Raw genomic sequence first — 13,540 nt, forward strand, 5'->3', positions numbered from 1 at the left:
CTCGGGAGCCTGGACGGCGGTCCGGGTGGGGCTGGGGCCGGCCGTGGACGCCGGGACGGCCGTGCTGTCGATCACCTCGGGCGCGAGGACGAGCGGCATCCGGTACGACAGCGGTTCGGTGTCGGCGGCGGGGGACGGGACGCCCTTGACGGTGCCGTCGGGGCCGAGGAAGGCCGGGTCGCCGCCGGGCACCATGCCGAGCTCCCGGGCGCGGCGCACCAGGGCGTCGGGCGCGGAGTAGGCGTCGATGTCCCGTTGCAGGGCCTGCTGCTCGTCGGTGAGGCTCTTGGTGTCCTTCTGGAGGTCGGTGAGCCTGAACGACCCTTCGCTCAGCGCGGAGTTCAGCACCAGCAGTCCGATGAGGCCGCCGCCGAGGAGGAGGACCACGAGGAGCACGAAGGGAGTGCGGGCCGCCTGTCCGGGGCTCGCCGTGCCGGGGAGGAGACGTGCGAGACGGGCCGCCCTCCCCCTCAGTTCGGGTTTCCTGCTCACACGCCCTCCAGTGAGTCCGGTGTCCCAACCCTCTGACGCGGCTCGCGCACTTCACACTTCACTCGATGGACTCCCTGATGCGCTCGGCGCCCCTGCAACGCGCCGGTGCGGCCCGCCGGTTCTCGGCGATCTCTTCCTCGGTGGGAAGTTCGGCACCGCGCGTGAGCAGCTTGAGCCGCGGCTGGTAGCGCTCGGGGACGACGGGCAGCCCGGGCGGGGCGGTGTTGGCGGCGCCAGCCGCGAAGACCTGCTTGACCAGCCGGTCCTCCAGCGAGTGGTACGACAGCACCACGATCCGGCCGCCCACCGCGAGCGCCTGCACCGCGGCGGGGATCGCCCGTTCCAGGACGGAGAGTTCGCCGTTGACCTCGATGCGCAGGGCCTGGAAGGTGCGCTTGGCGGGGTTGCCGCCGGTGCGCTTGGCGGCCTGCGGCAGGGAGTCCCGGATCAGCTCGACGAGCCGCGCGCTGTTCGTGAACGGCTCCTTGTCCCGCTCGCGCACGATCGCGGCCACGATCCGCTTGGCCTGCTTCTCCTCGCCGTAGGCCCGCAGGATGCGGACGAGTTCGCCCGGCGGGTAGGTGTTGAGGACCTCGGCGGCGCTCATGCCGGTCGTCTGGTCCATGCGCATGTCGAGCGGGGCGTCCTGGGCGTAGGCGAAGCCGCGGTCGGCCTCGTCGAGTTGCATGGAGGAGACGCCGAGGTCGAAGAGGACGCCCTGCACGCGCGCGATGCCGAGCCGGTCGAGGACGTCGGGGAGTTCGTCGTAGACCGCGTGGACCAGGGTGGCGCGCTCACCGAAGGGGGCGAGGCGCTCGCCGGACAGGCGCAGGGCCTCCTTGTCGCGGTCGAGGGCGACCAGCCGGGCCTCGGGGAAGCGCTGGAGCAGGGCCTCGCTGTGGCCGCCGAGCCCGAGGGTGCAGTCGACGACCACCGACCCGGGCCGTTCGAGGGCGGGGGCCAACAGGTCCAGGCACCGCTGGAGCATCACCGGGACGTGTCGACTCTGGCTCAAGGGGCCCTCTCAGGTCCGGCACGGGCCGTACGCACTGCCGGGTCCCCGCCCGCTCATGAAGGGGAGGCCTGCCGGCGCCAAGAGCGTCAGCCGGCCGGGAGCGGGAGGAGGCCGAGCCGTACGTACGCGCCGCGCACGTGGGGAGGCCGTCCATGCGCGAGCCGGGGCCTCCGGGGAAAGTCAGCAGGGAAGCCTCGCCTCCCGCTTCGCGTCACTTTAGTCCACGGTGTCTCGCGGTCAATCAACCGGCCTGCGCGTCGCGCACCGGCGCGAACTCGACGCCCGGAAAGGACAGAAAACACCCGTTCGGGTGCACCCGGTCCCCTTGTGGGGTACCTCACACGGAAGGCGTGATGACGCTCTTTTTCCCTTCTCACGGGAGGACCGCGACGGCGGTGACCAGTACCGTCATGGTTATGACGACTTCCGCATCCGTTCCCACCGAAGGCGCCATATCCCCCGACGGGCGTGTGACCGACCGTCTGGTCAACGCCAACGAGCGATACGCCGCCGCGTTCACCGACCCCGGTATGGACGCCCGCCCGGTCCTGCACGTCGCCGTCGTGGCGTGCATGGACGCCCGCCTCGACCTGCACGCCGCGCTCGGCCTGGAGCTCGGCGACTGCCACACCATCCGCAACGCGGGCGGCGTGGTCACCGACGACGTGATCCGCTCGCTCACCATCAGCCAGCGCAAGCTGGGTACCCGCAGCATCGTGCTCATCCACCACACGGGCTGCGGCCTGGAGGCGATCACCGAGGACTTCCGCAACGAGCTGGAGATGGAGGTCGGCCAGCGTCCCGCGTGGGCGGTGGAGGCCTTCCGCGACGTCGACCAGGACGTACGGCAGTCCATGCAGCGGGTGCGCACCTCGCCGTTCCTGCTGCACACGGACGACGTCCGCGGGTTCGTGTTCGACGTGAAGACGGGTCTGTTGCGCGAGATCGACGCCGCGTAACGGCCCGCCGCACCTGTCGTTTCGCTGTTGCTTTCAGCCCTCGGGGTGCCCAAAACACCGCAAGGCCCGACATAGTGCAGCCAGTTGTCCACAGTCGAGTGACACGAATCGGTAACGGCAGCAAGAATGCGGGTGTGGCGTCACGCGAAGCTTTTCCCGCGTGGTGTCCGTGATTCGGGGTGGGCCGGTTACGCATCACAGAGCGTCGGCCCGGAAAGTTTCGGGCCGAGGAGGGCCGGGTGACCACCTATGACGATCGAGCGAGCCTCACTGATCTGACCGCCGTTGTCGAGCGGGTACGCAGTTCGGTGGAGGGCGTGATCGAGGGGAAGCCCGAGGTCGTACGGCTTTCGCTGACCGTGCTGCTCGCCGAGGGACATCTTCTGATCGAGGATGTCCCCGGCGTCGGCAAGACCATGCTGGCCAAGGCCCTGGCCCGGTCCATCGACTGCTCGGTGCGCCGCATCCAGTTCACGCCCGACCTGCTGCCCTCGGACATCACGGGCGTGTCCATCTGGGACCAGCAGCGCCGGGACTTCGAGTTCAAGCCGGGCGCGATCTTCGCCCAGATCGTGATCGGCGACGAGATCAACCGCGCCTCGCCGAAGACCCAGTCCGCCCTCCTGGAGTCGATGGAGGAGCGCCAGGTCACCATCGACGGACAGACCTACGAGCTGCCCAGCCCCTTCATGGTGGTCGCCACGCAGAACCCGGTCGAGATGGAGGGCACCTACCCGCTGCCCGAGGCCCAGCGCGACCGCTTCATGGCCCGGGTCTCGGTGGGCTACCCGAGCGTGGAGGCCGAGCTGCAGATGCTCGACGTCCACGGCGGGGTGAGCCCCCTGGAGGACCTCCAGCCGGTGGCGCACGCGCACGACGTCGTCAAGCTCATCGAGGCCGTCCGGGGCGTCCACGTCGCCGAGCCGGTCCGGCGGTACGCCGTCGACCTGGTCTCCGCCACCCGCACCCACCCCGATCTCAGACTCGGCGCCTCCCCGCGCGCGACGCTGCACCTGCTGCGCGCCGCCAAGGCCTCCGCCGCCCTCTCCGGCCGCGAGTTCGCGCTGCCGGACGACGTGCAGGCGCTCGCCGTGGCCGTCCTCGCCCACCGTCTGCTGCCCACCGCCCAGGCCCAGCTGAACCGGCGCACCGCGGAGCAGGTCGTGCAGGAGATCCTCCAGCGCACCCCGGTTCCCGCCGCGCCCCAGCCGGGCGGTCTCGGCGGGATCGGCCGCACCGCGCCCGCGTATCCGCAGCAGCCGCCGCGGAGCCTGTGATGTCCGCCGGGGTGCCCTCGGCCGGGGGCCCCGAGGCCGACCGGGGCGACAAGGGCGGGGTGCGCACCGCGCTGGCCGGTCTGACCACCCGCGGCCGCTCCTTCTTCGCGGCCGGCATCGCCGCGGCCGTCTGCGCCTACGTCCTCGGCCAGAGCGACCTGCTGCGCGTCGGACTGCTGCTCGCCGTGCTGCCCCTGGTCTGCGCGACCGTGCTCTACCGCACCCGCTACCGGGTCGCGGGCAGCCGCAGGCTCTCCCCCGCGCGCGTGCCCGCCGGCAGCGAGGCCCGCGTCCATCTGCGCATGGACAACGTCTCCCGGCTGCCCACCGGCCTGCTGATGCTCCAGGACCGGGTCCCCTACGTCCTCGGCCCGCGCCCCCGCTTCGTCCTCGACCGCGTCGAGCCGGGCGGCCGCCGCGAGGTCTCCTACCGCGTCCGCTCCGACCTGCGCGGCCGCTACCCACTGGGCCCCCTCCAACTGCGCCTGACCGACCCGTTCGGCATGTGCGAGCTGACCCGCTCCTTCTCGACGTACGACACCCTGACCGTGATCCCGCGCGTGGAGGCACTGCCGCCGGTGCGGCTGAGCGGCGAGGCCAAGGGGTACGGCGACGGACGGCAGCGTTCGCTCGCCCTGGCCGGCGAGGACGACGTGATCCCGCGCGGCTACCGCTACGGCGACGACCTGCGCCGGGTCCACTGGCGCTCCACCGCCCGCTACGGCGAGCTGATGGTCCGCCGCGAGGAGCAGCCCCAGCGCGCCCGCTGCACGGTGCTCCTGGACACCCGGGGCCTCGCCTTCGCCGGCGCCGGCCCCGACTCGGCCTTCGAGTGGGCCGTCTCCGGTGCCGCCTCCGTCCTGGTCCACATGCTCGAACGCGGCTTTTCCGTGCGGCTGCTGACGGACACCGGCAACTCCGTGCCCGGCGAGGGCGCCGACGGCTTCGCGGGCGCGAGCCAGGGCACGGCGGACGCGGCCGGGCTGATGATGGACACGCTCGCGGTGATCGACCACTCCGACGGCACCGGCCTGTCGCGCGCGTACGAGGTGCTGCGCCGCGGGAACGAGGGCCTGCTGGTGGCCTTCTTCGGCGACCTGGACGAGGAGCAGGCCGCGGTGGCCGCCAAGATGCGGCGGCGCAGCGGCGGCGCGCTCGCGTTCGTGCTCGACAGCGAGAGCTGGGTGCGGGAACCCTCCGACGTGCCCGGGCCCGTGGACGAGCGCGAGGAGCGGCTGCGGATGCTGCGCGAGGCGGGCTGGACGGCACTGGGCGTGCCGCGGGGCGCCTCGGTGGAGGAGCTGTGGCGTCTCGCGGACCGCGAGCGCACGGGCGTCGGTGCGGCCGGCGCCGGGGAGGCGTCGTGATGAGCGGGCGGGGACGACTGGCGCTGTGCGCGTGGGCGGCCACGCTGATGGCCGCGTGCGCCCTGCTGCCGCTGGTCGAGCCGGTGACCTGGATCGTGCAGGCCGCCTTCCTGCTCGGCGTGCAGACGGTCGTGGGCGCCGCGACCAGGCGGATCCCGCTGGCGCGTCCGCTGACAGTGGCGACCCAGGCGTTCGTCACCCTGGTCATGCTGACCCTGATCTTCGCCCGTGACCACGCCTTCCTGGGGCTGATCCCCGGTCCGGACGCCCTCGTGCACTTCGGGGACCTGCTCCGGCAGGGCGGCGACGACATCGCGCGGTACGCGATCCCAGCGCCGCTGGCCTCCCAGGGCATCAAGCTGATGGTCTTCGGCGGTGTCCTGATCGTCGGACTGGTGGTGGACACCCTCGCGGTGACCTTCCGCAGCGCGGCCCCGGCGGGCCTGCCGCTGCTCGCCCTGTACTCCGTGGCCGCGGGCCTGTCCGAGGGCCACGGCGACTGGTTCTGGTTCCTGACAGCGGCGATCGGCTATCTGCTGCTGCTCCTGGCCGAGGGGCGCGACCGGCTCTCCCAGTGGGGCCGCGTCTTCGGTGGGGCACCGCGCTCCCCGGGCGCCGTCTCCGCGCCCGTGGCACCGGTGCGCACCGGCCGGCGGATCGGCGTGGCGAGCCTCGGCATCGCCCTCGTGGTGTCGGCCGCCCTGCCCTCGATGAACGGCGGCCTCCTGGACACCACCGGGGCGGGCATGGGCGTCGGGAACGGCAGCGGCGGCACGATCTCCGCGGTGAACCCGCTGCTCTCGCTGCGCGACAACCTGAACGTGGACGAGGACCGCCAGGTCCTGTCCGTACGGACGCAGAGCAACAACACCTCCGACCTGTACCTGCGGATCGTCTCCCTGGACGACTTCGACGGCCGGACCTGGAAGCCCTCCAAGCGGTCCATCGGTGCCCTACCGAAGGACTTCCCCACCCCGGTCGGTCTCGGCTCCGACATCAAGCGCACCGAGGTCGAGACGACCATCTCGGCGGCGAACTGGTACAAGCAGAGCTATCTGCCGATGCCCTATCCGCCCAGCGGCGTCCAGGTCCGCGGCAACTGGCGCTACGAACCCGAGGGCATGGCGCTCGTCGGCGACCACGGCCAGAACACGGGCGGGCTGACGTACGACGTGCAGAGCCTGGACGTGGAGCCGACGGCCGAACAGCTCGCCGCGGCTCCGGCGGCCCCGTCGGCCATCGAGCGCGAGTACACCGACCTGCCCGACTCGCTGCCCGGGGTGGTGGCCAGGACCGCCCGCGAGGTCACCGCGGACGCGAAGAACGCCTACGAGCAGGCGGTCGACCTCCAGGACTACTTCGCGGTCAACGGGGGCTTCGAGTACGACACCCAGGTGGAGGTCGGCGACGGGCCCAACGCGATCGCCAACTTCCTGCGGGACAAGCAGGGCTTCTGCGTCCACTTCTCCTTCGCCATGGCGGCGATGGCCCGCTCGCTCGGCATTCCGGCCCGGGTCGCGGTGGGCTTCGCGCCCGGCACCCCGCAGGCGGACGGCTCGGTGTCGGTGGGGCTCAAGGACGCCCACGCCTGGCCCGAGCTGTACTTCGAGGGAGTGGGGTGGACCCGCTTCGAGCCCACTCCGACCCGGGGCACGGTGCCCTCGTACACCATCCCGGACGCCACCGGCAGCGTGGACCCGGGCGTGGCGCGGCCGTCCACGGGCTCGTCGACGGCGCCGTCGGTCTCGCCCTCGGCGAGCGAGAGCTGCTCGGCCCAGCTGCGGAAGCTGGAGGCCTGTGACAGCGCGTCCCCGGCGGCCGCGGCGGCCAGGGGCGGCGGGGGTCCCTGGTGGGCCGTCCAGGGCCAGTGGTGGTTCGTGAAGCTGCTGTTCTGGGTGCTCGGCGGGCTGCTCGTGCTCTCGCTCCCCCTGGTGCCGATGCTGCTGCGGCTGCGCACCCGTTCGGCCCGTCTGGGCGGGCACGGCCGCAGTGACGCGGACGCCGCCGCGCACACCCTGGCGGCCTGGCAGGAGCTGACCGACACGGCGTGGGACTTCGGGATCCCGCCGGACGACTCGCAGACACCGCGCAAGGCGGCCGCGCGGATCGTACGGCTCGGGCAGCTCGACCCGGCGGTGGCGGCCTCGGTGCACCGGGTGGCGGACGCCGTGGAGCAGGTGCTCTACGCCCCGCGGCCCCGGCCGACGGCAGGGCTCGCGCAGGACGTGCACCGGGTGATCGCCGGACTGCGTGCCTCGGCAGGGCGGAGCACGCGGGCGCGTGCGCTGCTCGCCCCGCGTTCCACCGCGAGGATGGCGTGGGCCGTCTCGCAGTGGTGGTCGGGGGTCAAGGCACGGGTGGCGGCCGTCCGGCCGGCCCTGCGCAAACCGTCCGGTCAGGAAGGCTGAAAAGCGCCACCCCGGCAGGCGGTGGCGGCGTGCGGACATACGTGAGGGGGTGAGCACCCGGTGGGTGCTCACCCCCTCACGACATCTGTGAGAGCTACTGTCCGCCCTGCTCATCGCGGCGCCGCTGCCAGCGCTGCTCGATCCGGTCCATCACCGAGCGCTTCTGGCGTCCCTGGCGACGGGCGTGCGGGGCACCCGCGGCGGGCTGCTCGCCCGGTTTGGGAGCCTTGCGCCAGCCGGTCACGGCGAGCACCGCGCACCCCAGCATGACGAGGAACCCCACCACACTGAGCCACACCTGCTTGGCGACCATACCGGCCATGAGGAGCGCGATACCCACGAGGAAGCCGGCGACCGCCTGGTAGACCCGCCGCCGGGTGTACGTACGCAGCCCGCTTCCCTCGAGCGCCGACGCGAACTTGGGATCTTCGGCGTACAGCGCTCGCTCCATCTGCTCGAGCATGCGCTGCTCGTGCTCCGAGAGCGGCACGGAGTCCTCCTCATCGTGCAGTCGCCGGGGCGACTCGGGGGGTCCCTTCAGGATAGGCAGGGAATCGCCCCCGTGAAACCCGCCCCTCTGCGCCAATTGGCCAACCGGATTCCGCCATGAACGCTCCGGCTGCTGAATCTTGTCATTCCCCAGCGGCCGTCCCGTCATGCCGGGCGGTCTCCCTCGATCATACGGCGCTGAGCGCGCGATCGGGGGGCCTGTGGCGTACTCCATGCGCCATCAAGTACCTGATCAGCACTGAGGCACAGGGGGTGACTCAGGCCCCGGCCGCCTCTCGCGTCTCACCGAGCACATGGAGCTGCGTGGCCACGGAGTGGAAGGCGGGGAGCTCGGCCGCCGCCTCCTCCAGCTTCAGCAGGGCCTCCAGGGCTCCGGGCTCGGTGTCCACGAGGACGCCGGGGACGAGGTCGGCGAAGACGCGCACGCCGTGCACGGCGCTCACGGTGAGGCCCGCACCCTCGACGAGCGCGGTGAGCTGGTCGGCGGTGAAGCGGCGCGGCACCGGGTCGCCGTCGCCCCAGCGGCCGTCGGGGTCGCCGAGCGCCTGCCGGGCCTCCTTGAAGTGGCCGGCGAGGGCCCGCGCGAGCACGGCGCCGCCGAGACCGGCCGCGAGCAGGCTGAGGACACCCTCGGGGCGCAGGGCGGCCACCACGTTGCGCACGCCTTCGGCGGGGTCGTCCACGTACTCCAGGACGCCGTGGCACAGCACCGCGTCGTAGCCGCCGCGCTCGGCCACGTCGAAGAGGCCGTGGGCGTCTCCCTGGACGCCGCGCACCCGGTCGGCGACTCCGGCCTCGGCGGCGCGGCGCTCCAGGGCGAACAGCGCGTTGGGGCTGGGGTCGACGACGGTGACCTGGTGGCCGAGGCGGGCGACGGGCACCGCGAAGTTGCCGCTGCCGCCGCCGGTGTCGAGGACGTCCAGCGCCTGGCGTCCCGTGGCCTTGACCCGGCGGTCGAGGGCGTCCTGGAGGACCTCCCAGACCACGGCGGTACGGAGGGCGGCGCGGGGTCGCAGCGGGTCCGACACGACAGTTGACTCCTCGGCGCGGAACGGAAGGCTTCAGGCGCCCTCCACCCTATTGCCTCCGGTGCCCCACCTGGGCACTCCGGTGCCGCGCCCGGCCGCCCGTCTCGTACGGCGGACGCCGGCGGGCCGCGGTGGCCCGTGTCGCGGCGAGCAGGTCACCCGGCGTCCGGGAAGTCGCGGCCGGTGCCGTGGCCGCTCTCCTGCGGCCCCTCCGCGTCCTGGCGTGGCTGCGGCAGGACCGGCTGGAGCACCAGCATCCGCTCGACGAGGCGCAGGAACATCGCCACGTCGCGTATGAGGTCGTCCGCGTCCCGGCGGCTGGCCGCGCCCTGGATGCCCGCCTCGGCGCGGGCCCGGCGCCGGGCTCCGGAGGCGAACAGCGCGCTCCACTCGGTGAGCTCGGGCGCTATCTCGGGGAGCACTTCCCAGGCGCTCCGGATCTTGGCGCGGCGTCGGGGCGTCGGCTCCGGGCGGCCCCGGGCGGCGAGCACGGCGGCCGCGGTGCGCAGGGCGGCCAGATGGGCGGTCGCATAGCGTTCGTTCGGCGTCTCCAGGGCCGAGGCCTCGTCGAGGCCGGCGCGGGCCTGGGCGAGGAGGTCGAGGGCGGCGGGCGGGGCCGTCGCCCGGCGCAGCACGGGGTGCACGTCGCTCGCCGGGCCGGTCAGTGAGGGGGCAGGGCCGGTGGCGCGGCGCCGACGGGCGGCGGCTGCGTGGTAGCTGGCCATGACGAACCTCCTGTCGTCTGGTTGACGGCATCTCCCGCTACGGAGTGCCGTATGTGCCCATCGTGAGGTATGCCACTGACAATCCGTTCTGACCTGGGCTTTTGCTTCGATCGAAGGTTCGGGTTACTTTTTGCACTGACCAGTCAGTTCAAAAAGTTCGCGATTCAAGAAGATCAGGGGGTGGCCGTGGACGGAGTCGCTGTCTCGGCCGAGGGGTTCGGGCTGCGGGGGCCGCGCGGCTGGGCGTTCCGCGGGATCGACGTCACCGCGGAGCCCGGCGCGCTGATCGCCCTGGAGGGAGCCTCGGGGTCCGGCCGTACGAGCCTGCTGCTGGCGCTGACCGGGCGGATGAAGGCCACCGAGGGGACGGCCACCGTGGGCGGGGCACGGCTGCCGAAGCAGCTCGCGGCGGTACGCCGGTTCAGCGCGCCGGCGAACGTCGCCGGGGTGACCGACCTCGACCCGGCCCTGACCGTCGGGGAGCATCTGCGGGAACGGGCGCTGCTGCAGCACCGGTTCGGCGACTCGGTGCGCGCCCTGCTGCGGCCGCGCGAGGAGCGCAGGGCCGAGGCGAGGCTGCGGATCGACACCGTGCTGGCGGCCGCCGGGCTGGACCCGGAGTCGCTGCCCAAGGGCGCGCGGACCGCCGTACGCGATCTGGAGCGCCTGGAGGCCCTGCGGCTGTCCGTCGCCCTCGCGCTGGTCGGTCGTCCGCGGCTGCTCGCCGTCGACGACCTGGACCTGAAGCTGTCGGACGCCGAACGCGCCGAGGCCTGGGCCCTGCTCAGGTCGCTCACCGCGGCCGGGACGACGGTCGTGGCGGTGTGCAGCGAGGCCCCCGAGGGCGCGGTGACGGTGTCCACGCGGCTCGAAGCCGGCAAGGACGAGACCAGTGAGGAGACGAGCGATGCGTTCGCCGAGACTGGCCGCGCTTGAGCTGCGCCGCTTCGGCAGGGGGAAACTGCCGCGCGCCGCCATGGTGGCCCTGCTGGTGCTGCCGCTGCTGTACGGCGCCCTGTACCTGTGGTCCTTCTGGGACCCGTACGGTCGCCTGGACCGCATCCCGGTCGCCCTGGTGAACGACGACAAGGGCGCCACCGCCGACGGGAAGAGGCTGACCGCGGGCGACGACCTCACCAAGGGCCTGCGCGAGAGCGACACCTTCGACTGGCACGAGGTCGGCGCCGCCGAGGCGCGCAAGGGCGTCGAGGACGGCACCTACTACCTGTCGCTCACCATGCCGGCCGACTTCAGCCGGCGGATCGCCTCCAGCGCGGGCGACTCCCCCGAGACCGGCGCGCTCCAGGTCCGTACGAACGACTCCAACAACTACATCGTCGGGCAGATCTCCCGGACCGTCTTCGCCGAGGTGCGCCAGGCCGCGTCCACCAAGGCGTCGCGGTCCTTCCTGGACCGGATCTTCATCTCGTTCTCCGACATCCACGGCGCCACGGTGAAGGCCGCGAACGGGGCCGACGACCTGGAGGGCGGCATCGGCAAGGCGGAGAAGGGGTCCCAGGACCTCGCCACGGGCCTCCAGAAGGCCGAGGCGGGCAGCGGCAGGCTCTCCGACGGGCTGGCCAGGCTCGACACCGGCTCGGGTGACCTCGCGGACGGCGCGCGGCAGGTCGCCGCCGGCACCCAGAGCCTCGCCGACAAGGTCAACGGGGTAGCGGACAGGCTGGGTCCCTTCCTCGACGAGAACGAGAAGTCCATCGGCGACACCGCGCGGCTCGTCGCCGACTCCGCCGGGGCCGTCCGCCACAACCTCGGCACCCTGGTGAGGACCGCCCCGGCGGCCGTCCGGGGAGCGCACAGGGCCGCCGACACCCTGAACGCCGTCCACCGGGCGCGCTGCACGGAGCCGGTGCTGCCGGATCCGGCCTGCGCCGACCTGAAGAAGGCCGCGCAGGCGGCCACCGACGTGGCGAGGGTCGCCGACGACGTCAACACGCTCGTCGCCGACCAGAACGGCGACCTGAAGAAGCTCGACGGCCGACTCGCCACCCTCCAGCAGCAGGCCAGGACCCTCGCCGACCGGGCGCCCCGCCTCTCCGAGGACCTCGACGACGCCGTGGCGAAGATCAACGAGCTGAACCGGGGGGCCGCCCGGGTCGCCGACGGCGCCAGGACGCTCCACTCGGGTCTCGGCACGGCGAGCGCAGGCGCCCAGGACCTGGACGAGGGCGTCGGCAGGCTGAAGACCGGCGCCGACACCCTGAGCGGGGGCATGTACAAGCTCGCCGACGGCTCCGGGAAGCTCTCCGACGGACTGCACGACGGTGCCTCGCGGATCCCCGACTACGACAAGAAGGACCGCGACCGGCGCACCGACGTGATGTCCGACCCGGTCCAGCTGGTCTCCAGGGACCTGCACAAGGCCCCCAACTACGGCACCGGATTCGCCCCGTACTTCATCCCGCTGTCCCTGTGGGTGGGCGCGATGGTGGCGTACATGCTGATCACCCCGATGAACCGGCGCGCCCTCGCCGCCGGTGCCGCGGCCTGGCGGATCGCGCTGGCGGGATGGCTGCCCGTGGCGGCGATCGGCGTGCTCCAGGTCGTGTCCCTGATGTCGGTGCTGCACTGGGCGATCGGCCTCCAGATGACCCGGGCGGCCGGCACGGTGGGCTTCCTGTTCCTGGTGACGGCCTGCTTCGCGGCGATCGTGCAGTGGCTGAACGCCCGCTTCGGAGCGGCGGGCCGGATCCTGGTCCTCGCCCTGCTGATGCTCCAGCTGACGTCCGCGGGCGGCACCTACCCCGTCCAGACCAGTCCGGGCTTCTTCAACGCGATCCACCCCTTCCTGCCGATGAGCTACGTCGTGGAGGCCCTCAGGAGGCTCATCACGGGCGGCGGTCTCACTCCGGTGTGGCACGCGTGCGTGGTGCTCCTCGCGTTCACCGCGGGCGCGCTCGCCCTGACCGCTGTGGCGGCCCGCCGCCGGCAGGTGTGGACGCTGGACCGGCTGCACCCGGAGCTGACCCTGTGAGCCCTTCCGCCACCTCGGGGGCCCCTTCGCCTGTGAGAATCAGGACCATGGAAAGCAGCAGCGCCACGGCGGGCGTCAGCACCCGCCGCGAGGCCACCCGGCAGAAGCTCTACGAGGCGGCCGTCACGCTCATCGCCGAGCAGGGCTTCTCCGCCACCACGGTCGACGAGATCGCCGAGCGCGCCGGAGTCGCGAAGGGCACGGTCTACTACAACTTCGCGAGCAAGTCCGTCCTCTTCGAGGAGCTGCTGCGGCACGGCGTGGGCCTGCTCACCGCCTCACTGCGGGAGGCGGCGGAGGCGACGGCCCGCGCGGGCGGCGGCAAGGTGGACGCCCTGGACGCGATGATCCGCGCGGGCCTGGTCTTCATCGACCGCTACCCGGCCTTCACCCAGCTGTACGTGGCCGAGCTGTGGCGCACCAACAGGGCCTGGCAGTCCACGCTCATGGTGGTCCGTCAGCAGGCCGTGGCGGTCGTGGAGGACGTGCTGCGGGAGGGCGTGGACAACGGCGAGTTCAGCGACGAGATCGATGTCCCGCTGACCGCCTCCGCCCTGGTCGGCATGGTCCTGGTGGCCGCCCTGGACTGGCAGTCCTTCCAGCCCGAGCGCTCCCTGGACGACGTGCACGCGGCGCTGTCACGGCTGTTGCAGGGGCGGGTGAGCGGGCACCGGGGCTGACACCGGGCCGCCGTGCGAAGGCGCCGGTCCGGTGTGGCCGCGTCCCCCGCGGGCCACCTCGAACCGGCGCCTTCTCCCCCGTACCCC

Annotated in this window: 12 protein-coding genes; 7 read left to right on the forward strand and 5 right to left on the reverse strand. The window is 72.8% G+C overall.

Annotated features, from left to right (window positions below):
- Both EHS43_RS22155 and rsmH read right to left on the reverse strand, forming a co-directional pair.
- The coding region (locus EHS43_RS22155; protein ID WP_125192512.1) for a hypothetical protein at positions 1-492 on the reverse strand (492 nt) is incomplete at its 3' end.
- A 58-nt stretch (positions 493-550) separates the two neighbouring features.
- Positions 551-1,507: a 16S rRNA (cytosine(1402)-N(4))-methyltransferase RsmH gene (gene rsmH, locus EHS43_RS22160; RefSeq protein WP_125192513.1), complete on the reverse strand. Its 957-nt coding sequence runs from the start codon at positions 1,505-1,507 to the stop codon at positions 551-553.
- Positions 1,508-1,923: 416 nt separating this feature from the next.
- Between rsmH and EHS43_RS22165 the strand changes: the two genes are divergently transcribed.
- From EHS43_RS22165 to EHS43_RS22180, 4 genes are all read left to right on the forward strand, one after another.
- Positions 1,924-2,466 (forward strand): carbonic anhydrase, encoded by a 543-nt coding sequence (locus EHS43_RS22165; RefSeq protein ID WP_260470644.1) that lies wholly within the window; start codon positions 1,924-1,926, stop codon positions 2,464-2,466.
- Between the two features lie 239 nt (positions 2,467-2,705).
- Positions 2,706-3,743, forward strand: a complete 1,038-nt coding sequence (locus EHS43_RS22170; protein WP_125192515.1) for a MoxR family ATPase — start codon at positions 2,706-2,708, stop codon at positions 3,741-3,743.
- Entirely contained in the window at positions 3,743-5,110 is a 1,368-nt protein-coding gene (locus EHS43_RS22175; RefSeq protein ID WP_185806358.1) for a DUF58 domain-containing protein, read from the forward strand. Before EHS43_RS22170 ends, EHS43_RS22175 begins: the two co-directional genes overlap by 1 nt.
- Positions 5,110-7,518 (forward strand): DUF3488 and transglutaminase-like domain-containing protein, encoded by a 2,409-nt coding sequence (locus EHS43_RS22180; protein ID WP_125192517.1) that lies wholly within the window; start codon positions 5,110-5,112, stop codon positions 7,516-7,518. Before EHS43_RS22175 ends, EHS43_RS22180 begins: the two co-directional genes overlap by 1 nt.
- Before the next feature lie 94 nt (positions 7,519-7,612).
- On the opposite strand, the gene EHS43_RS22185 is transcribed toward EHS43_RS22180, so the two are convergent.
- From EHS43_RS22185 to EHS43_RS22195, 3 genes are all read right to left on the reverse strand, one after another.
- On the reverse strand, positions 7,613-8,008 hold the full coding sequence (locus EHS43_RS22185) for a DUF3040 domain-containing protein (RefSeq protein ID WP_031059418.1): 396 nt from the start codon (positions 8,006-8,008) through the stop codon (positions 7,613-7,615).
- Positions 8,009-8,285: 277 nt separating this feature from the next.
- Positions 8,286-9,056 carry a methyltransferase gene (locus EHS43_RS22190; protein ID WP_125192518.1) on the reverse strand — a complete coding sequence of 257 codons (771 nt, stop codon included), beginning with the start codon at positions 9,054-9,056 and terminating at the stop codon, positions 8,286-8,288.
- Positions 9,057-9,211: 155 nt separating this feature from the next.
- Complete coding sequence (locus EHS43_RS22195; protein ID WP_125192519.1) at positions 9,212-9,781, reverse strand: SAV_6107 family HEPN domain-containing protein; 570 nt, start codon at positions 9,779-9,781, stop codon at positions 9,212-9,214.
- A gap of 180 nt (positions 9,782-9,961) precedes the next feature.
- On the opposite strand from EHS43_RS22195, the gene EHS43_RS22200 reads away from it, so the two are divergent.
- The 3 genes from EHS43_RS22200 to EHS43_RS22210 are packed head-to-tail and all read left to right on the forward strand — an operon-like array spanning position 9,962 to position 13,453.
- Complete coding sequence (locus EHS43_RS22200; RefSeq protein WP_125192520.1) at positions 9,962-10,717, forward strand: ATP-binding cassette domain-containing protein; 756 nt, start codon at positions 9,962-9,964, stop codon at positions 10,715-10,717.
- Entirely contained in the window at positions 10,689-12,773 is a 2,085-nt protein-coding gene (locus EHS43_RS22205; RefSeq protein ID WP_125192521.1) for a YhgE/Pip domain-containing protein, read from the forward strand. Before EHS43_RS22200 ends, EHS43_RS22205 begins: the two co-directional genes overlap by 29 nt.
- A gap of 47 nt (positions 12,774-12,820) precedes the next feature.
- Positions 12,821-13,453 carry a TetR/AcrR family transcriptional regulator gene (locus EHS43_RS22210; protein ID WP_125192522.1) on the forward strand — a complete coding sequence of 211 codons (633 nt, stop codon included), beginning with the start codon at positions 12,821-12,823 and terminating at the stop codon, positions 13,451-13,453.
- Positions 13,454-13,540: the final 87 nt, after the last annotated feature.

This window comes from Streptomyces sp. RP5T, from assembly GCF_003933965.1.
In the GTDB taxonomy this organism is placed as follows: Bacteria; Actinomycetota; Actinomycetes; order Streptomycetales; family Streptomycetaceae; genus Streptomyces.

What these genes read in the sequence shown, in the direction of transcription:
- EHS43_RS22205 (WP_125192521.1), top strand. Translation starts at nt 10,689, where the DNA reads ATGCGTTCGCCGAGACTGGCCGCGCTTGAGCTGCGCCGCTTCGGCAGG.
- EHS43_RS22210 (WP_125192522.1), top strand. Translation starts at nt 12,821, where the DNA reads ATGGAAAGCAGCAGCGCCACGGCGGGCGTCAGCACCCGCCGCGAGGCC.
- EHS43_RS22175 (WP_185806358.1), top strand. Translation starts at nt 3,743, where the DNA reads ATGTCCGCCGGGGTGCCCTCGGCCGGGGGCCCCGAGGCCGACCGGGGC.
- EHS43_RS22180 (WP_125192517.1), top strand. Translation starts at nt 5,110, where the DNA reads ATGAGCGGGCGGGGACGACTGGCGCTGTGCGCGTGGGCGGCCACGCTG.
- EHS43_RS22195 (WP_125192519.1), bottom strand. Translation starts at nt 9,781, where the DNA reads ATGGCCAGCTACCACGCAGCCGCCGCCCGTCGGCGCCGCGCCACCGGC.
- EHS43_RS22165 (WP_260470644.1), top strand. Translation starts at nt 1,924, where the DNA reads ATGACGACTTCCGCATCCGTTCCCACCGAAGGCGCCATATCCCCCGAC.